A 20,202-nucleotide genomic window follows, 5' to 3' on the forward strand; every position below is an offset into this window, starting at 1 on the left:
GTCCTTCCTCGGCCGCGGCGGCCGGTTGCAGGCAGGGTACACCGCCGCCGGCCGATCGGATCGGCTTATCCGGGATACTGCCGGGCGACCTGATCGCGCAGCCGCCAGTGGGCGGCGTGCAGGGCGTCCTCCAGCGCCGCCAGCCGCTCGCGGGCACCGCCGCGCAACGCGTTTTCCAGCGCCGCAGCCGCCTCCGCCAGCTCGACCGCGCCGACCAGCCGCGCCGCGCCCTTCAGCCGATGGGCCTGGGTCGCCAGCGCCGGCAGGTCACCGGCTTCGCGCAGCCGCTCCAGCGCCTCCATGTCGTCGCGGGTGCAGCGCAGATAGTCTTCCAGCAGCGCGCGGATGTCGTCCGGGCGGTCGCCGGCCAACTCCCGCAGCACGCCCGTGGCCAGCACGGTTTCGTTCTCCTCCGCCTCGCTCGCGGCCGGCGGTGACGGCGGCGGTGCGGCATCGATCCCCGCTGCTGGCGCGACCGGCGGCAACAGCGACGCAGGCGAGCCATTGGCGGTATGTGGCAGCCAGCGCTGCAGGCAGACGCCGAGGCTGGCGATGCCCACCGGCTTGGTCAGGTAGTCGTCCATGCCCGCGCCCAGGCAGCGCTCGGCCTCGCCCTTCAGCGCCGAGGCGGTCAGTGCCACGATCGGCGTGCGCGGCAGGCCGCGGCCGAGCTCTTCGGCGCGAATCGTGCGCGCCAGCTGGTAGCCGTCAATGCGTGGCATGTGGACGTCGCTGAGCAGCAGCGCATAGCGCCCGCTGCGCCAGCGCTCCAACCCCTCGATCCCGTCTTCGGCGGTTTCCGAGGCGTAGCCCGCCAACGACAGCTGGCGCTGGATCACCAGTCGATTGGTGGCATGGTCGTCGACCAGCAGCACCAGACTGCGCTCCGCCTCCGCTTCCTCCAACGCCGGCAGCGGCCGCGGCACGAAGCCGGGCGCATGCCGACCCGGCAGGGTCAGCTCCGGCAGTTGGTCCGCCGGTGCCCGCGCCAGCTCCAGCTTCAGGCGCATGGTGGTGCCCTTGCCGGGCGCCGATTCCATTTCGATGTGGCCGCCCATCAGCTCGGCGATGCGGCGGCTGATCGCCAGCCCCAGGCCGGTGCCGCCGAACCGGCGGGTGGTGTCCACCTCCGCCTGCGAGAACGGCTTGAACAGCCGCGCCTGCGCCTGTTCGCTGATGCCGATGCCGGTGTCGGTGACGCTCAGCTCCAGCAGGTCGGTGCCCAGCGTGCCTTCGGCCGGTGCGTGGCGCAGGAGCTTCACCGCCACGGTCACCATGCCGTGATCGGTGAACTTGATCGCGTTGGACAGGAAGTTGCCCATCACCTGCCGCAGCCGCACCGGGTCGGCGCGGTGCGCCGGCGCCACCTGCGGATCGACCTGGCTGTCCAATACCAGGCCCTTGCTGGAGGCCGAGCCGGAGAAGCTGGCGGCGACGCTGCGCACCAACTCCGGCAGCGAGGTCGGCACCGGCTCGATTTCCATCTTGCCGGCCTCGATCTTGGAGAAGTCGAGGATGTCGCCAATGATCCGCAGCAGGGTTTCCGCCGAAGCCTGGATGATGCCCAGCGAACGCCGCTGTTCCGCGTCCAGGTGGGTGTGGCCGAGGATTTCGATCATCCCGGTGACGCCGATCATCGGGGTGCGGATCTCGTGGCTCATCGCCGCCAGGAACGCGCTCTTGGCGTGGCTGGCTTCGCGCGCGCGCGTCTCGCTGTCGCGCAGCGCGCGTTCCAGCCGCTTCTGCATGGTCAGGTCGGTGCCTACCGCCAGCAGCCCGACCATCGCGCCGGTGTCGTCGCGCATCGCCGACAGCGCCAGCAGCACCGGCAGGGTGCGGCCGCGCTGGTGGCGCAGGGCGAACTCGCGCGGCGGCTCGCGGTGCCGGGCCAGCTCGCGCAGCGCCGTCCAGTCCGGCGGCACGGTGCGGCCGTAGGCTTCGCTGAGCGAGCGCGCCAGCGCCCCCAGCGCCTCCGGGTCCAGCACCACGTCAAGCTTCTCGCGCCCCAGCAGCGAACCGGCCGGCCAGCCCAGCAGCTTTTCCGCGAACGGATTGACCTGCGAGAACACGCCGTCCTCATCGACCGCGATGATCGCCGTCTGCGCGGCCTCCAGCAGCAGCCGCTGGAACTGTTCGCGCCGCTCCAGCGCCACCCGCGCACGGTCGATCCGGCTCAGCTGTTCGGTCAGCTGGCCCTCGATCCGATGCACGTGGTCGCGCATGCCGAGGAAGCTGTCCATCACCTCGCCCAGCTCGCCGCGCGGCAGGTAACGCGGCTGCGCGGTGTAGTCGTTCTGGGTCATCCGCCGCGCCAGCCAGGTCAGGCTTTCGACGCCGCGGTAGCCGTCGCGCAGGATGCGGCGGCCGAACAGCAGCGCCAGCAGGAAGCAGGCCAGCGACAGCCCGATCCGCACCCGGCTGACCCAGATCCCGTGTTCCAGCGCGCTCTGCGTCAGCATGTCGGCGCGCGTCTGGCTGCGCGTGGCTATGCGCTCCAGCCGCTGCACCAACGGGTCCACCGCCGGGTACAGCTCGCGGTCGGCAAAACGGCCCAGCGCGAGGATGTCGCGCTGGTGCAGGATCGTGCGCAGGCTGGCGGCGGCCTTGTCGGCGCGCGGGCGCGCGCGCAGTGCCTGTTCCAGCAGCGCACGGCTTTCGTCGTCCAGCGGCATCGCCTGCAGCGCGCGCCACTCGCGATCCATCGTCGCCTGCGCCTGCCCGATCCGCTGCCCGGCCTGGTCCCAGTCGATCAGGTAATTGCGGGTGCGGAAGGTGACGCCCACCATCTCCGTGCCGTAGGCGTCGGCCAGCCGGCGGATCCGGCGCATGCCCACCAGCACGTCGTCGCGCATCGCCTCCATCGAACGCTGCGCGTAGTGCTGGCCGACCTCGTCCACCGTCACCACCAGCGCGCCGGTGAGCAGGAACAGCCCGAACAGCCCCAACAGCTGGTGGCGGATGCCGAGGCGGGACAGGTCCAGGCGCACGGCGTCAGCGGGCGTTCGGGCCGGAGCGGCGACCGACGGCCACAGTCACAGCACCGGGCGGCGCCAGCGCGCGATCGCCGCCGGCAACTCGCTGCCCGGCACCGGCCGCCCGATCAGCCAGCCCTGGGCGATGTTGCAGCCCAACTCGGCCAGCAGCTGCCAGTCCTCCACGGTTTCCACGCCTTCCGCCACCGTGGTCAGGTTGAGCTTGCGTGCAAGATCCAGGCTGGCCTCCACCACCGCCCGCTTGCGCGGCTGCGAATGCGCGGAAAACACGAATTCCTTGTCGACCTTGAGTTCGGTGAACGGCACCTGCGCCAGCTGCGCCAGCGAGGAATAGCCGGTGCCGAAGTCGTCGATCGACAGGCCGAAGCCCTTCAGCCGCAGCCGCGCCAGCACCCCCAGCCCGCGCGCGGCGTCGGTCATCACCGAACTCTCGGTGATTTCCAGCACCACGTCTTCCGGGCTGACCGCATGGCTTTCGACGATGGCCTGGTAGCGATCGGCAGCCGCCGGATCCGCCAGCGCCAGCGGCGAGACGTTGACCGACAGCTTCAACCGCATGCCGTCGCGGCTCCAGCGCTGCAGCCAGCGGCAACCCTCGTCCAGCATGCGTTCGGTGAGCGCGTCGGCGCGGCCTTCGCGCTCCAGCAGCGGCACGAACAGCACCGGCCGCACCACGCTGCCGTCGGGGCGTTCCCAGCGCGCCAGCGCCTCCACCCCCACCACCTTGCCGTTGCCGAACTCCACCTGCGGCTGGAACCACGGCACGATCTCGCCGTTGCCCAGCGCTTCCAGCAACGCCGGCACGGTGAAGTCCGCCTCGCTTTCGTCATGCTGTTCGCCGACGTGGTCGCCGAACCGCACCAGCACTTCCTCAAGCTTGTCGCGGGTCAGCGGCTTCTCCACGCTGCCCAGCACCCGCAGCCCGTAGGCGCGGGCCATCGTCTGCACGGTATGCAGCAGCGCCGGATCGAGCGCGCTGACCACCACCACCGCGCGCGCCAGCCGCTCCTGCGCGATCTGGCCGATGCATTCGATGCCGTCCATGCCGGGCATGTCCAGGTCCACCAGCACCACGTCGGGCGGCGCCGGCTGCCGGCGCAGCAGGTCCAGCGCATCCAGCCCGTCGGCGCCTTCCAGCGCGCGTTCGACGCCCAGCTCCGCCAGCAGGCGCAGCGCGATGCGGCGCTGGAAGCCGTGATCCTCGACCACCATCACCTGCAGTTCCGACCAGTCCATGCCCTCTCCCCGGATGCATGCGGTGAGCGGCAAGCCTACCGCAGCATGTGGGGTCTTGGGAGTGGGCGGTCGCACCAGCCCGGGGCGCTTACACTCGACCCATGGTCATCGCTGACTTCCTGGCCCATCTGGCAGTCGAACGGCAGAGTTCGGCGCACACCCTGGACGCCTACCGCCGCGACCTCGCCGCGCTGGCCGGCTGGGCGAACGGCCGCGACCTGCTGGCGCTGGATGGCAACGACCTGCGCGCCTTCGTCGCCGCCGAACACCGCCGCGGGCTGTCGCCGAAATCGCTGCAGCGGCGGCTGTCCGCCTGCCGCAGCCTGTATCGCTGGCTGCTGAAGCAGGGCCGGCTACCGGCCAGCCCGGCCGAGGGCGTGCGCGCGCCGAAGCCGCCGCGCAAGCTGCCGCAGGTGCTGGACGTGGACGAGGCGGTGCAGCTGGTGCAGCTGCCCACCGACGCGCCGCTGGGCCTGCGCGACCGCGCGCTGCTGGAGCTGTTCTATTCGTCCGGGCTGCGCCTGTCCGAGGTCTGCATGCTGCGCTGGGGCGACCTGGACTTCGAGGCCGGGCTGGTCACCGTGCTGGGCAAGGGCAGCAAGCAGCGCATCGTCCCAGTGGGTTCGCACGCGCGCCGCGCGCTGCTGGACTGGCGTGAGGCGTCGGCCGGCAGCGGCGCCGGCTTCGTGTTCCCCGGCCGCGGCGGCGCCCGGATCAGCGCGCGCGCCATCCAGCTGCGGATCAAGCAGCTGGCGCTGCGCCAGGGCATGTTCAAGCGCATCCATCCGCATCTGCTGCGGCACAGCTTCGCCAGCCACGTGCTGGAATCGTCGGGCGACCTGCGCGGCGTGCAGGAACTGCTGGGGCACGCCGACATCGCCACCACCCAGATATACACCCACCTGGATTTCCAGCACCTCGCCAAGGTCTACGACGCCGCCCATCCGCGCGCCAAGCGCAAATCCTGAACCGGCGGCTTTGATGTCGATCATTGAGCCGGCAGCGGCTGCAGGATGTGCCAGCTGTCCACCTGCAGCGCGGTGTCGTAATGCGCATCCAGCCCGCGCCGCCGTACCGCCGCGACGAAGGCCGCATAGCGCGCTTCGATACCTTCCGCCCAACGCGCCACTTCCGGCGCGGCGGCATGGATGCGGCGCAGGTACAGCGGCTGCGGCACGTGTACCACCGCACAAATTTCCGACAGCCGCAGGCACAGGTCGTAGTCGGCGGCATCGGGATGGGCGTCGGTATAGCCGCCGGCACGCCGGTAGGCGGCGGTGCGCAGCAGCCGCAGCGGCCCGGTCATCCAGTCCAGCAGCAGCGCCTCCGGCGAATACGGCAGCTCGCACAGCGGCCCGGGGCCGAGCACGCGCCCGCCTGCATCCATCAGCACGTGCCGGCTGTAGGCCATTCCCGCGTCGGGCCGCCAGGCCAGCGTGGCGTGCAAGCCGGCCAGCGCAGCCGGCGCCAATGCATCGTCGGGGTCCAGCACGCACAGGTATTCGCTGTCGATGCCATCCGCGGCCAACGCCAGCGCGGCGACTTCGCTCGCACCCGCCGGCCCGACGCAAAAGCGCGGATCCGCGGCGGCCACCCGCGCCGCCAGCGCACTGGCAGCTTCCCCCACCGGACACAACACGCCACGCCAGCCGTCGAAGGCCTGCGCCTGCAGGCTGGCCAATGCTGGGCCGAGGAAAGGCGTCGCGCTGCGCAGCGGCAGCAGTACGCTGATCGACGCGGTCACGGTGCCGGCACCGCGATGGCCTTCGGCCGCAGCACGTGGCGGGCGCGGAGGCCCAGCGACAGCGCCTGTTCCCGATCAAGACCGCGCCGCCGCAGCGCGCGCTGGGCGGCGGCGAAGCTGGCCTGCACCTGGCGCAGGCGGCTGGACTGCGAGATCGAGCCGCGGCGGATGCGGTAGCGGTACAGGGGCTGCGGCAGGTGGCCGACCGGGTAGCGCTCGGACAGGCGCAGGCACAGGTCGTAGTCCTCGGCATAGGCGGCCGCCGGGTCGAAGCCACCCACCGCGCGATAGGCGTCCGCGCGCACCAGCCGGAACTGGAAAGTCATGAACTCCACCAGCAGGCCCGCCGGCGAGTAGGGCGTCAGGCTGCGCCGGCCCGGCCCCAGCACGTTGCCTGCCTCGTCGATTTCCACGTACTGCGAATAGCCCATGCCCAGCGCCGGCTGCGCCTGCAGCAATGCCAGCATCGCCGCCAGTGCCTGCGGCTCCAGCGCGTCGTCACTGTCGAGGGTGCCGAGGTAGGCGCCGCGCGCCTGCGCCAGCGCCGTCGCCAGCGCCGCCGCCTGGCCATGGTTGCGGCCGTCGCCCAGCAGGCGGAAGCGCGGATCGCGCGCGGCGTAATCGGCGGCGATCCGGGCGCTGCCGTCGCTGCTGCCGTCGTCCCACAGCAGCGCTTCCCAGTCGCTACAGGTCTGCGCCAGCAGGCTGTCCAGCGCCGCTGGCAGGAAACGTTCGGTGTTGAAGATCGGCATCGCGATGCTGACCAGCGGTGGCGCCATGGCCCTTCCATCCTGCTTGAAGCCGGGGCGCGCGCCCCCAGATAGCCGGTTCAACGGAGAAAACGATGGATCCCAGCCAGAACCCCAACGTGTTCCACGCCACCACCATCTGTTCGGTGCGCCGCAACGGCCAGGTGGTGATTGCCGGCGACGGCCAGGTGACGCTGGGCCACACGGTGATGAAGGCCAACGCGCGCAAGGTGCGCCGGCTGGGCAAGGACGGCCGCGTGCTGGCCGGTTTCGCCGGTGCCGCGGCGGATGCGTTCACCCTGTTCGAGCTGTTCGAAGCCAAGCTGGAGAAGCATGGCCAGTTGACCCGCGCGGCGGTGGAGATGGCCAAGGATTGGCGCACCGAGCGCCGCTTCGGCAAGCTCGAGGCGCTGCTGGCGGTGGCCGATGCCGATACCTCGCTGGTGATTTCCGGCACCGGCGACGTGATCGAGCCGGAAGACGGCCTGATCGCCATCGGTTCCGGCGGTATGTACGCGCTGTCCGCGGCGCGCGCGCTGCTGGCGCACACCGAACTGGATGCAAAAACCATCGCCACCGAAGCGCTGGGCATCGCCGGCGACATCTGCATCTACACCAACCGCAACATCGTGGTCGAGACGCTGTAGCGCCTGCGATCCACTCACCCGGCGCTGTGCCGGGGGCGACCCGATCAACCAAGCGAGTATCGGGGAGCGACTTGATCGGGTCGCCCCCGGCACGGCGCAGCCAAGGAAGCACCGATGACCGACTCCTCCTCCATGACCCCGCGCGAGATCGTCGCCGAACTCGACCGCCACATCATTGGCCAGCACGCCGCCAAGCGCGCGGTGGCCATCGCCCTGCGCAACCGCTGGCGGCGCGCACAGCTCGCGCCGGAGCTGCGCAACGAAGTGATGCCGAAGAACATCCTGATGATCGGGCCCACTGGCGTCGGCAAGACAGAAATCGCGCGCCGGCTTGCGACTTTGGCCAACGCGCCGTTCGTGAAGGTGGAAGCCACCCGCTTTACCGAGGTCGGCTACGTCGGCAAGGACGTCGAGCAGATCATCCGCGACCTCGCCGACACCGCAGTCAAGCTGTACCGCGACCAGGCCAAGCAGCGCGTGCGCACGCAGGCCGAGGAACGCGCCGAAGACCGCATCCTCGATGCGCTGCTGCCGAAACGCGAAACCGCGCCGGGCTTCGGATTCAACCCGGCGCAGACCACCACCATCGACATCGGCGCCGAGCCGTCCGCGCAGGAATCGTCGACCCGGCAGAAGCTGCGCAAACAGCTGCGCGCCGGCGAACTGGATGCGCGCGAGATCGAACTCGACATCAGCATGAACATCGGCGTGGACATCATGGCGCCGCCGGGCATGGAGGAAATGGGCCAGCAGCTGCGGCAGATGTTCAGCCAGATCTCCGGCGGCAAGACCCACAAGAAGAGCATGACCATCCAGGCCGCGCGGCCGCTGCTGATCGAGGAAGAGGCCGGCAAGCTGGTCAACGAGGACGACGTGCGCGAGGCCGCCATCGAAGCCTGCGAGCAGCACGGCATCGTCTTCATCGACGAGATCGACAAGGTCGCCAAGCGCAGCGAGGGCATGGGCGCGGACGTGTCGCGCGAAGGCGTGCAGCGCGACCTGCTGCCGCTGGTGGAAGGCAGCACGGTCAGCACCAAATACGGCCCGGTCAAGACCGACCACATCCTGTTCATCGCCAGCGGCGCCTTCCATCTCGCCAAGCCGTCCGACCTGATTCCGGAAATGCAGGGCCGCTTCCCGATCCGGGTGGAACTGTCGGCGCTGGGCAAGGACGAGTTCGTCCGCATCCTGACCGAACCCAAGGCCGCGCTGACCCGGCAGTACGTGGAGCTGATGCAGACCGAAGGCTTGGCGCTGCGCTTCGAGGCCGAGGCGATCGACCGCCTTGCCGAGATCGCCGCGCACGTCAACGAGCGCCAGGAAAACATCGGCGCACGCCGCCTGCACACGGTGCTGGAGCGGCTGCTGGAAACCCTGAGCTTCGAGGCGCCGGACAAGGGCGGCAGCGTCACCGTCGACCGCGCCTACGTCGACGCCCAGCTGGGCGAACTGGCGCAGGATCCGGACCTGAGCCGCTACATCCTGTGACGCCGCCGCGCGGGCGCGCCGCCGTCAGAGCGGCAGCGGCGCCTGCAGCGGTTCGATGCTGCCTTCGCCGCGCATCACCTTCTTGAACTCCTTGCGCGACACCGAGACGTAGCGCTCGTTGCCGCCGATCTCCACCTGCGGACCGTCCTGCAGCGCGCGCCCTTGGGCGTCGATGCGCACGTTCATGGTCGCCTTGCTGCCGCTGTGGCAGATGGTCTTGATCTCGGACAGCTCGTCCGCCCACGCCAGCAGGTACTGGCTGCCCTCGAACAACTCGCCGCGGAAATCGGTGCGCAGGCCGTAGCACAGCACCGGGATACGCAGCGCGTCCACCACTTCGCTGAGCTGCCACACCTGCGGCTTGGTGAGGAACTGCGCCTCGTCCACCAGCACGCAGTGCAGCGGGCCGCGGGCGGCGATGTCGGTTTCCACGATCCGCTGCAGGTCGGCATCGCGGTCGAACGCAATGCCATCGGCCTGCAGGCCGATCCGCGAGGCCACGGTGCCGCTGCCGGCGCGGAAATCCAGCTTCGGGGTCAGGATGGCCACCCGCATGCCGCGCTCGCGGTAGTTGTACGCGGACTGCAGCAGGGTGGTGGTCTTGCCGGCGTTCATCGCCGAGTAATAGAAATAGAGCTTGGCCATCGGGCGGGGCAGTGGGATTTGGCGAATGGGTGGAATGCAGGGGCGCAGGCCGCGGACGGCGATGCCAGAATAACCGCCCGCGTCCTCGCAGCTTCCCACTTCCGCTCCATGCACGGTCTCAACCCTCCGCAACGCCAAGCCGTCCTGCACACCGAAGGCCCCCTGCTGGTGCTGGCCGGCGCGGGCAGCGGCAAGACCCGCGTCATCATCGAGAAGATCGCCCATCTGGTGCAGAGCGGGCGCTATCCGGCGCGGCGGATCGCCGCGATCACCTTCACCAACAAGTCCGCGCGCGAAATGCGCGAGCGCGTCGGCAAGCGCATCAAGGGCGATGCCGCGCAGGAACTGACCGTCAGCACCTTCCACGCGCTGGGGCTGAAGATCATGCAGATCGACCACGCCAAACTGGGGCTGCGGCGCGGGTTCTCGATCTTCGACGCCGACGATTCCGCCTCGCAGATCAAGGACCTGCTGCCGCCGGGCAGCAAGCCGGACGCGATCGAGGCGATGAAACAGCTGATCAGCCGCGCCAAGAACGCCGGGCTGTCGCCCGAACAGGCGGCGGAAGCGGCGCGCAGCAGCCGCGAGCGCGAGGCCGCGGCGCTGTACGCGCGCTACCAGCAGCGCCTTTCCGCGTTCAACGCGGTGGATTTCGACGACCTGATCCGCCTGCCGGTGCAGCTGCTGGAGAACGACGAGGACGCGCGGATGGGCTGGCGCGAGCGCATCGGCTACCTGCTGGTGGACGAGTGCCAGGACACCAACGACGCCCAGTACCGCCTGCTCAAGGCGATCGCCGGCGACGCCGGCCAGTTCACCTGTGTGGGCGACGATGACCAGAGCATCTACGCCTGGCGCGGCGCCAACCCGGACAACCTGCTGGCGCTCGGCAGCGACTACCCGGCGTTGGAGATCATCAAGCTGGAGCAGAACTACCGCTGCTCCAACCGCGTGCTGCGCGCCGCCAATGCGCTGATCGCCAACAACCCGCACGAGCACCCCAAGACGCTGTGGAGCGAGGCCGCCGACGGCGAGCGCATCCGCGTCTGGGAGTGCCGCGATGCCGCCCACGAGGCGGACAAGGTGGCGGCGGAGATCCAGTTCATCACCAAGCAGCACGCGGCACCCGACGGCACCCTGCCGTGGAACGAGGTCTGCATCCTGTTCCGCGGCAACCACCAGAGCCGCGCGCTGGAGAAAGCGCTGCAGCTGCTGCGCATCCCCTACCACCTGAGCGGCGGCACGGCCTTCCTGGACCGCGGCGAGGTGAAGGACGTGCTTGCCTGGCTGCGCCTGCTGGCCAATCCCGACGACGACGCCGCCTTCCTGCGCGCGGTGCAGTCGCCCAACCGCGGCGTCGGCGCCGGCACGCTGGCGAAGCTGGGCGAGCTGGCCAACCAGAAGCACCTGCCGCTGGCCCGCGCCGCCGAGTCGATGGCGGTGGCGCAGCAGCTGCCGGCGCGCGCCGCCAACGCGCTGCAGGGCTTCGCCGCCATCGTGCAGGGGCTGCGCGCGGATGCCCGTACGCTGCCGCCAGCGGAACTGGTGCGCAAGCTCAACGAGCGTTCCGGCCTGCTGGCTGCGCTGCGCGCCACCTGCAAGGACGAAGCGCAGTTCCAGGCGCGCCGGCGCAACCTCGACGAACTGGCCGACTGGTTCGACGGCCCCAAGACCTCCGGCCCGGGCGAACTGGCGGCGGCACTGGCACTGCTATCGCACGCCGACAAGGGCGATGCTGGCAACCAGGTGCGGCTGATGTCGATGCACGCATCGAAGGGTCTGGAGTTCCGTTTCGTGTTCATCGTCGGGGTGGAAGACGGCAACCTGCCGCACGAAGCCAGCATCGAGGAAGGCCGCATCGACGAGGAGCGACGCCTGTTCTACGTCGGCATCACCCGCGCCAAGGAGCGGCTGTGGCTGTCGCATGCCAAGGAAGCCCAGCGCTGGGGCGACAAGCTGCGGCTGTCACCCAGCCGCTTCCTGGACGAACTGCCTGCGGCGGAAGTGCAACGCGATGGCGCCGACCCGGAAGCCGAAGCGGTGCAGAAAGCCGAGCGCCGCCGCGCCAGCTTTGCCGACATCCAGGCGATGCTGGCGGACTGAACGACGCGCCGGAAGCCGTCATCCCTGGCGGGTAAACTCGCCCCATCTCGCCCCATCTCGCCCCACCCCGAAGACCGCCCATGCCCTTGCGCCGCACCCTCACCGTTTCCCTGTTCGCAGCCACCCTGGTCCTGTCCGCCTGCCGGACGACGCCCGTCGCTCCGCCGCCTGCCCCGGAGGCGCCTGCCACGCCCGCCGCACCGGCTGCGCCGGAGGCAGCTGCCGCGCCGCATGACAATCTCAATGCCGTGGTGTGGATGCAGCGCACGGCGGAATACGGCGCGGTGACCGAGACCATCTACCACGCCGCCGTCAGCCACCTGGACCGGGCCCTGAAGGACCGCCAGTGGGATGCGCTGGTGCCGGGCGAACGCGCCAACGCCGCCACCGGCCTGCGGCCGGCGGTGGTGATGGACGTGGACGAAACCGTGCTGGACAACTCGCCCTACCAGGCGCGGCTGATCCACGATGGCCAGGACTACAACGAAGTCACCTGGGACCAGTGGGTGGCGGAGGCGAAGGCCAAGCCGGTGCCGGGGGTGGTCGATTTCGCCAAGGCCGCCAGCGCGCGCGGCGTGACCATTCTCTACATCTCGAATCGCGCCACCCACCTCAAGGACGCCACCATCGCCAATCTGCGCGCGGTCGGCATGCCGGTGAAAGATGATGGCGTGTTCCTGGGCCTGGGGACCTTCGTCGAGGATTGCGAGCAGAACGGCAGCGAAAAGGACTGCCGGCGCCGCTTGGCCGGCCAGCAGTACCGGGTGTTGATGCAGTTCGGCGACCAGCTGGGGGACTTTGCGCAGATCGTCTCCAACACCCCGCAGGCACGCGCCGACCTGGCCGGCCGGTACCGGGCGTGGTTCGGCGAGCGCTGGTTCATGCTGCCCAATCCCAGCTACGGCAGCTGGGAGCCGGCCCTGTTCAACAACGCGTGGAGCGAGCCCGCTGGCGCGCGTCGCCAGTCCAAGCTGGATGCGCTGGATATTGCAAAATAAATCAGGCAGTTACGCAGAGAAACTTCATACGTTGCATTAAGTACCGGATGCAGTTAGGCTGCCGGCATCCGGCCCGCCGGAGCCATGCCACAACTGTCGTCCACCGGCACTGCCGGATTCGAGGAGGCCCAGCGCCTCCTCTTTTTCTTTCTGATCCTGTTGATCGGCACGCAACCGTGGCCGCTGCCGCGCTTGCGCCGACAGGCGCACCCGCCGACACTCCGCCGATGCCTGCCGCGGATATCGCCAACCGCTACCGACGCTGCGCGCTGGTCCTGTGCCTGGGGCTGGCGCTGCCGTGGTTGCCGGCCTGCCAGCGTGGCCCGGGCCCCAACCCTGCCGCCGTGGATACGGTGGCGCAGGCCGCAACCCGCCCCGCCGATGCCGTGCATGTGCTGCGCGACCGCCTGCTGGCACGCGATGGCGCCGGCTTCGCCCGGCTGGCGGTGCCACCGGCGCTGCACACGCAGCTGCAGGCTGCGTGGGCTCGCGGGGAAAGCCGCTGGCCGCTGGACGAGCTGCCGCTGGATACCCACATCCCACGGATGCTGGTCGCCCTGCAGGCACCACACGCCGACAAGGCGCTGATGGCGACCTACCGCCGCCAGTTCGCCAATGCCGACAAGGACATCGACCAGGCGGTACGCACGCTGGTGGTATTCGGCGGCGAATATGTGCGGAAAGACGCGGACTACAGCGAGGAAGAACGCGCGCACATCACCCAGGCCATCCAGGCCTTGGGGGACTGGGCGCTGGCGGCGCCGTTGGCGGACCCCAAGCGCGCACGGCCGTTCTTCACCACCCTGGCTGCAGCCGCGGTGCGCAGCGGGCTGGAGGGCAAGGCAGGCAACGCGGCGTTCGCCAGCCTTGGCATGACCCAGAGCCTGAACCGGCTGTCGCCGTTCTTCGCCACCCTACTGGCCCAGCTGCGCCTGCAATACGGCCTGGATGTCGACGCCGCGCTGCGCAGCCTGCACGTCAGCCTGCTCCAGCAGACCGGCGACAGCGCCCAGTTGCGCCTGCAATACACCTTCGCCGGTACCCGCATCGACGCGCTGGCCCCCGCGGTGCGCATCGACGGCCACTGGTACTTGGCCAATTTCGTGCGCCGCGCGGAGCAGTCGCTGGGCGGTCCGCGCCCCGCTCGCTGAGCGTAGTCGCCGCAACTTCACGCCGCACTGCAACATGATTCGCCGCATGCATCATGCTGGGCCACGTTTCCGGCATATTTTCGCGGCGCAAATAGAACAATCTCCGGGGACTTGGCGGAATTGCGCTATTTCGCGGCACCTCTTGCTGTTTTTTTCATGAATTGGGAACGACAACTTCACGAGTCAGTAACTTCTTGATAGGGTCTGGCCGTCCATGTGGACCACGACATGACTTTTGGGGAGTTGAAATCATGCAATTCAAGACCAACCGGCTGCGGGATGCAGTTCTGGCGGCACTTGTACTGGGCAGCGGCACCGGCATCGCCCACGCCCAGGACGCCAATCAGGGGCAGGAAAAGGCCAAGACCCTCGACACCCTGGTGGTGACCGGTTCACGCATCCGCCAGGTGGACGTCGAAACCAGCCAGCCGGTGACCTTCATCACCCGCGACGACATCGAGAAGCAGGGCTTCCAGTCGGTGGCGGACATCCTGCAGAACATCACCGCGACCGGCACCCCGCCGCTGTCGCGCGCCTCGCCGCTGTCGTCCGGTGAATCCGCCGGTGGCACCTTCATCAGCCTGCGCAACCTTGGCGCAGCGCGCACCCTGGTGCTGTTGAATGGCCGCCGCCTCGGCATCACCACCAGCGGCCTGGCGGACATCTCCACCATCCCGGCCTCCGCGGTCGAGCGCATCGAAGTGCTGAAGGACGGCGCCTCGTCGATCTACGGCTCCGACGCGATCGCCGGCGTGATCAACGTGATCACCCGCCAGAACTTCGAAGGCGCGATGGCCAGCGCCTACTACGGCGTGTACAGCGAAGGCGACGGCGCCATCCGCAAGGGCGACATGGTGATGGGCTTCGGCAGCGACAAGGGTTCGCTGGTGCTGTCCGCCGAGTGGCGCAAGGAAGACGGCGTCGGCGCGACCGACCGCTGGTTCACCCGCGACCCGCGCGGTCCGCTGCACCCGACCGACAACTGGACCACGGTAGGCGGCTACGGTGGTTTCGTCACCACCGCCACCACCGCGATTCCCGGCATCCCGACCGGCACCCGCGTGGTGCTGAAGCCGGGCGGCAACCCGCGCAACCCGGCCGACTACATCCGCCAGAACACCAACACGGGCAGCTGCGCCGGCGCCACCGCCAGCACCGGTTGTACGCCCGGCAGCATCGAACACAAGACCAATACACTCGAGCAGACCGACCTGCGTACCCCGCTGGAGTCGAAGTCGATCAACATCGACGGCAGCTACTTCCTGACCGAGAACATCACTGCCAGCGTCGGCATGCTCTACAGCAACCGCTCCTCCGAGCGCACCGTGGCCGGCTACCCGATGCAGGCAGCTTCGTTCAACACCCCCATGTCGGCGCAGAGCTACTTCAACCCGACCGGCGCGACCATCAGCAACTGGTGGCGGCGTACCTGGGAAGTGCCGCGCGTGTCCGGCTCCGAGCTCACCACCTATCGCTTCCTGGCGTCGGTGGAAGGCAGCTTCGAGCTGATGGCCGACAAGCCGTGGGACTGGGACATCAGCTACATGCACAACAGCAACGAGCTGATCCAGTCCAGCTACGGCAACCTCAACCTGGCCAACGTCCGCAACGCGGTGGGCCCCTCCTACCTCGACGGTAGCGGCCAGGTCCGCTGCGGCACCGCCGCCGCCCCGATCGCCGGCTGCCAGGCTTGGAACCCCTTCCTGCCGTATGGCGCCAGCGGTCCTGGCTCGCTGACCGGCAACCAGGCGCTGCAGGACTACCTGTTCCAGGAAGAGCACGCGACCGGTGAAACCACCACCAAGATCTGGGCGGCCAACCTGACCGGCTCGCTGTTCAGCCTGCCGGCCGGCGATCTGGGCTTCGCGTTCGGCGCCGAATACCGCAAGGAAAGCGGTGCCTTCACCCCCGACGCACTGGCGGTGACCGGCGGCTCCACCAACCTGGCGGCCAAGCCCACTCAGGGCGGCTACAACGTCAAGGAGTTCTACGTCGAAGTGCAGGCGCCGCTGCTGCGCGACATGTTCCTGGCCAAGGACCTGACCCTGAACTTCGCCAGCCGCTACTCGGACTACAACACCTTCGGCGACACCACCAACAGCAAGCTTGGCCTGGTGTGGAAGCCGATCGACCAGCTGATGGTGCGCGGCACCGTGGCCGAGGGCTTCCGCGCCCCGACCATCGCCGACCTGTATGGCGGCGGCTCGGAGACGTTCTCGTTCTTCACCGACCCCTGCGACACCCTGTTCGGCAGCTCGGCGCAGAACGCCACTACACGCGGCAACTGCACCAACGGCGTCGGCGGCAATGGTGCCCTCGGCGCACTGGCCAGCACCTACCGCCAGCGCAGCCAGACCGGTCTGGCCGGTTCGCCCAACACGCAGACCCCGATCGCCTTCACCAGCGGCGCCAACCCGCTGCTGCAGCCGGAAACCTCCAAGACCAAGACCCTTGGCATGGTCTGGAGCCCGGAGTGGGTGGAAAGCCTGAACTTGGCGTTGGACTGGTGGCACATCCGCATCGACAACACCATCGTAGCCGACAGCCCCAGCAACATCCTCAACGACTGCTACGTGCAGGGCCTCGCGTCCCGCTGCAGCGCCGCCCTGTTCACCCGTGGTGCCGACGGCACCCCGCACGTGACCTTCGGCAGCCGCAACGCCGGCTATCGTGAAGTCGAGGGCTTCGACTTCGACGTCAGCTATCGCTGGAACTGGGAGTCGATCGGTGCGTTCCGGGTGACCTCCAACAGCACCTATACGGTGAAAGACGTGCTGATCTCGACCAACGACCCGCGTTACCCGGTGTCGTCGGTGGGCGTGACCAGCACCTTCCGCATCCGCTCGAACATGAACCTGAGCTGGGAGCGCGGCATCTGGGGTGCAAGCTGGATGACCCGTTACTACTCCTCGATGGCGGAAGGCTGCACGTACTTCGTCCCGGGCCTGAACGAGGCCAACCTGGAGTGCAACCAGATCCAGTACGCCCCGACCGGTGGTTACGTTGCCGGTACCACCAACCCGGCCAGCGCCATCCGCCGTCGCAACGTCCACGGTGCCACCGTGTTCAACGACGTGCAGCTGCGCGTGAAGCTGCCGTGGGACGGCAACGTGTCGATCGGCGCCAACAACGTGTTCAACAAGATTGGCCCGACCATGTACACCCAGCCGAGCGCCAACGTGAACTACTACGGTGGCTTCGACATCGGTCGCTTCATGTACGTGAAGTACACCCACAAGTTCTGATCCAACGCGGCTGCAAGCCACACCAAGCCGCCCTTCGGGGCGGCTTTTTTTTGGCGCATCCCCCAACACCGGGCGAGGCAGCTATCGCGGTGGCCAAGCCCGCCGGCGATACGCGCGCGACGCAAGAAGCGCGGGCATCGGCCGATATACACTGCTGTACAGCCGCCCGCCGCAGTCGCGGGCGGCCTCCAGTGGGACCACCGCGGGGCAATCGCATGATCGATCCAGGGCAGGCAATCACGGGTGCAGGCGCGGACAGCGCCGCGGGCGCTACCGCCTTTGCCGCCTCCGGCCTGTCGATCCTGACCGCCACCGAGGTGCGCGCCGCTGCCGCTGCGCTGGTGGACGCCCTGACCAGCTGCGGCGTCGCCGCCGAGGCGGTGGCCTGGACCGACCACGGCGAGCTGCTGTTCGAGCCCGCGGATGCCGACACCATGGGCCGTCGCGGCGCCGCCGAGGCTGCCTTCGCCGGCCGGCCATTGGCCGCAGGCAGCGCCCCGGATACCCAGCTGCTGCCTCCCGGTGCGGCCGACGCCGGCGCGGTGTTGCTGGCCGCGCCCGGCGCCCTGGCGACGCTGGACAACACCGCCAGCCGCCTGCTCGCGCTGGCCGGGCGGCGCCTGTCCGAGCTGTTCTCGATCCAGCGCCTGCACGCCTCGGTCAAGGACCTGGAACAGGCCGAGCAGCTCCAGCATGCGCTGTTCGCGATTGCCGACATGGCTGCCTCCGACCGCGACATGCAGAGTCTGCTGCGCGGCCTGCACCAGATCATCGGCCGGCTGATGTACGCCGAGAATTTCTACATCGCCCTGTACGACCGCCAGCACGAAACCCTGCGCTTCATCTATTTCGCCGACGAGAAAGACGCCGGCATGTACGAACCGGAACGGAAGATCCCGATCGCCGAACTGGGCGGCAGCCTGACCCTGGGGCTGATCCGGCACGGCCGTGCGGTACGCGGCGCGTCCGAACAGGTCGCCGCGATGCTGGGGCTGTCGTGGGAGAACAAGCTGGGCACGCCGTCGGTCGATTTCATGGGCGTGCCGATGCGCCGCAACGACGACGTGGTGGGCGCACTGGTGGTGCAGAGCTACCGCGAAGGCGTGGGCTACACCCAGTCCGACTGCGCGGTGCTCGGCTTCGTCGCCGAGCACGTGCTCAACGCGGTGGAGCGCAAGCGCGGACAGGAAGCGCTGGAGCGGCGGGTGGCCGACCGCACCCGCGAGCTGGCCGATGCCAACCTGCAGCTGCAGATGCAGATCGCCGAACGCGAGCGGGCGGCGCACCTGCAGGCCACGCTTTACAAGATCGCGGCGCTGGCCAACAACCAGGAACGCGACGAGGATTTCTACCGCAGCCTCCACCAGGCGGTGGCCGAACTGCTCTACGCGGAGAATTTCTACATCGCGCTGCTGTCCGCCGACGGCACCCAGCTGGAGATCCCGTATTCGGTCGACGTGGCCGGCGACGAGCGCGGCAACCGCCCGCTGGGCCGCGGCCTGAGCGAATACGCGCTGCGCCACGGCAGGACGCTGCTGATCGACGACCAGGGCGTGCGCGACCTGGTCGCCGCGGGCGAGATGGACGCCAGCCACCACGCCAGCCGCACCTCCGCGGTGTGCTGGCTGGGCGCGCCGCTGCTGGGCGCGGACGGGGTGATGGGCCTGGTGGTGGTGCAGAGCTACCGGCCGGACCTGGTGTACAGCAGCGAGGACGCCGAACTGCTGACCTTCGTCGCCCACCAGATCGCCAGCAGCGTGCAGCGCCGCCGCCACGCCGAAGCCCTGCAGTCGCTGAACGCCGAACTGGAACAGCGGGTGCACGCACGCACGCGGGAGTTGCGGCGCGAGATCTCGGTGCGCGAGCAGGTGGAAGCCCAGCTCAAGCACCAGGTCATGCACGACCCGCTGACCGGCCTGCCCAACCGGCTGTACCTGCGCGACCGCCTCGAGCGGGCGCTGTCCAGCCAGCAGCGCAACCCGCAGCACGCCTTCGCCCTGCTGTACCTCGACGTCGACCGCTTCAAGCTGTTCAACGACAGCCTGGGCCACCTGGCCGGCGACGCGGTGCTGCGCGAGGTTTCGCGCCGCCTGCTGGACTGCGTGCGCGGCCCCGACATCGTCGCCCGGCTGTCAGGCGACGAATTCGCGATCCTGCTGGAGGAAGGCGTCCAGCCCGCCACCGCGGTGAAGATCGCCCAGCGCATCCAGTCGCGCATGCAGGCCGCGGTGCAGGTGGGCGAGCGCGACCTGCTGGCCTCGGTCAGCATCGGCATCGCCATCAGCCACCCGCGTTACCAGACCATCGACGAGATGCTGCACGACGCCGACGTGGCGCTGTACCGCGCCAAGGCCACGGGCCGGCAGCGCTTCGTGCTGTTCGACGAGCGCCAGCAGAAGGCGGCGATGAACGTGCTGGAACTGGAGCTGCAGCTGCGCCAGGCGCTGCATGCAGGCGAGTTCGTGCCCTATTTCCAGCCCATCGTCCGCCTCGACGACGGCGGCACGGTGGGCTACGAGGCGCTGATCCGCTGGCAGCACCCCACCCGCGGCCTGCTGGGGCCCGGCGAATTCCTGCCGGTGGCCGAGGAGAGCGGCCTGATCGAGGCGATCGACTGGCACATGTACCGGCTGGCCTGCACCGCAGGCGCAGCGCTGGTCGCGGACGACGGCTTCATCAGCATCAACATCTCGCCGCGCCATTTCCAGTACGAGGATTTCGACCAGCGCCTGCTGGACCTGCTGCAGGAGACCGGGTTCCCGCCGGCACGGCTGCGCATCGAGGTCACCGAAAGCACCCTGCTGGGGGACCCCGAGGCCGCCGCGCGGATCCTGCAGCGGCTGCAGGACGCGCAGGTGGGCGCCGCGCTGGACGACTTCGGCACCGGCTACTCCTCGCTCAGCCATGTCCACCGGTTCCCGCTGCGTTCGATCAAGATCGACCGCTCGTTCACCAGCGACCTCGACCAGCCCGATGCGCGCCGCAGCCTGGCGATCATCGAGGCGGTGCAGGGCCTGGCCCGCTCACTGGGCCTGAACGTGGTGGCGGAAGGGGTGGAGACGGAAGCCCAGCGGCAGGCGCTGCTGGCGACCGGTTGCGCATACGCGCAGGGATTCCTGTTCGGGCGACCGCAGCCGGCCGGGCACTGGCAGGCCGCGGCGGCGGCGGCCACGGCCATCGCCCCCGCAAAAGCGTGAACGGCG

13 protein-coding genes are annotated in these 20,202 nt (G+C 69.3%); 8 read left to right on the top strand and 5 right to left on the bottom strand.

Translation table 11 applies throughout. The features are described from left to right. Positions 1 to 65: 65 nt before the first annotated feature. Both G582_RS17330 and G582_RS0114345 read right to left on the bottom strand, forming a co-directional pair. A complete protein-coding gene (locus G582_RS17330) occupies positions 66 to 2,987 on the bottom strand; it encodes an ATP-binding protein (RefSeq protein WP_051247336.1) in 2,922 nt (973 codons plus the stop codon). A 45-nt stretch (positions 2,988 to 3,032) separates the two neighbouring features. Next, a complete protein-coding gene (locus G582_RS0114345) occupies positions 3,033 to 4,229 on the bottom strand; it encodes an EAL domain-containing response regulator (protein ID WP_028840406.1) in 1,197 nt (398 codons plus the stop codon). A gap of 101 nt (positions 4,230 to 4,330) precedes the next feature. Between G582_RS0114345 and xerC the strand changes: the two genes are divergently transcribed. Beyond that, the gene (xerC, locus tag G582_RS0114350) at positions 4,331 to 5,197 is read left to right on the top strand and encodes a tyrosine recombinase XerC (protein WP_051247338.1); all 867 of its coding nucleotides are present in this window, start codon (positions 4,331 to 4,333) and stop codon (positions 5,195 to 5,197) included. A gap of 20 nt (positions 5,198 to 5,217) precedes the next feature. Here xerC and G582_RS16930 read toward each other — a convergent pair whose 3' ends face one another. Together G582_RS16930 and G582_RS0114360 are read right to left on the bottom strand one after the other, a co-directional pair. After that, positions 5,218 to 5,973: a glycosyltransferase family protein gene (locus G582_RS16930; protein ID WP_051247340.1), complete on the bottom strand. Its 756-nt coding sequence runs from the start codon at positions 5,971 to 5,973 to the stop codon at positions 5,218 to 5,220. After that, on the bottom strand, positions 5,970 to 6,752 hold the full coding sequence (locus G582_RS0114360) for a glycosyltransferase (protein WP_028840408.1): 783 nt from the start codon (positions 6,750 to 6,752) through the stop codon (positions 5,970 to 5,972). Before G582_RS0114360 ends, G582_RS16930 begins: the two co-directional genes overlap by 4 nt. Before the next feature lie 65 nt (positions 6,753 to 6,817). On the opposite strand from G582_RS0114360, the gene hslV reads away from it, so the two are divergent. Together hslV and hslU are read left to right on the top strand one after the other, a co-directional pair. Beyond that, the gene (hslV, locus tag G582_RS0114365) at positions 6,818 to 7,369 is read left to right on the top strand and encodes an ATP-dependent protease subunit HslV (protein ID WP_028840409.1); all 552 of its coding nucleotides are present in this window, start codon (positions 6,818 to 6,820) and stop codon (positions 7,367 to 7,369) included. A gap of 114 nt (positions 7,370 to 7,483) precedes the next feature. Continuing rightward, on the top strand, positions 7,484 to 8,857 hold the full coding sequence (gene hslU / locus G582_RS0114370) for an ATP-dependent protease ATPase subunit HslU (RefSeq protein WP_038054475.1): 1,374 nt from the start codon (positions 7,484 to 7,486) through the stop codon (positions 8,855 to 8,857). A 24-nt stretch (positions 8,858 to 8,881) separates the two neighbouring features. Here hslU and G582_RS0114375 read toward each other — a convergent pair whose 3' ends face one another. After that, a complete protein-coding gene (locus G582_RS0114375) occupies positions 8,882 to 9,502 on the bottom strand; it encodes a thymidine kinase (RefSeq protein WP_028840411.1) in 621 nt (206 codons plus the stop codon). A 108-nt stretch (positions 9,503 to 9,610) separates the two neighbouring features. Between G582_RS0114375 and G582_RS0114380 the strand changes: the two genes are divergently transcribed. The 5 genes from G582_RS0114380 to G582_RS16940 all read left to right on the top strand — a co-directional run bounded on the left by G582_RS0114380 (position 9,611) and on the right by G582_RS16940 (position 20,196). Next, on the top strand, positions 9,611 to 11,605 hold the full coding sequence (locus tag G582_RS0114380; RefSeq protein WP_028840412.1) for a UvrD-helicase domain-containing protein: 1,995 nt from the start codon (positions 9,611 to 9,613) through the stop codon (positions 11,603 to 11,605). An 80-nt stretch (positions 11,606 to 11,685) separates the two neighbouring features. Beyond that, complete coding sequence (locus G582_RS0114385) at positions 11,686 to 12,603, top strand: 5'-nucleotidase, lipoprotein e(P4) family (RefSeq protein WP_028840413.1); 918 nt, start codon at positions 11,686 to 11,688, stop codon at positions 12,601 to 12,603. A gap of 227 nt (positions 12,604 to 12,830) precedes the next feature. Continuing rightward, positions 12,831 to 13,754: a hypothetical protein gene (locus G582_RS16935; RefSeq protein WP_051247342.1), complete on the top strand. Its 924-nt coding sequence runs from the start codon at positions 12,831 to 12,833 to the stop codon at positions 13,752 to 13,754. Positions 13,755 to 14,005: 251 nt separating this feature from the next. Then, a complete protein-coding gene (locus tag G582_RS0114395; RefSeq protein ID WP_028840414.1) occupies positions 14,006 to 16,999 on the top strand; it encodes a TonB-dependent receptor plug domain-containing protein in 2,994 nt (997 codons plus the stop codon). A 215-nt stretch (positions 17,000 to 17,214) separates the two neighbouring features. Continuing rightward, positions 17,215 to 20,196, top strand: coding sequence for a GGDEF and EAL domain-containing protein (locus G582_RS16940; protein WP_051247345.1), 2,982 nt, complete (start codon positions 17,215 to 17,217; stop codon positions 20,194 to 20,196). Positions 20,197 to 20,202: the final 6 nt, after the last annotated feature.

The organism is Thermomonas fusca DSM 15424 (genome assembly GCF_000423885.1).
Lineage (GTDB): Bacteria > Pseudomonadota > Gammaproteobacteria > Xanthomonadales > Xanthomonadaceae > Thermomonas > Thermomonas fusca.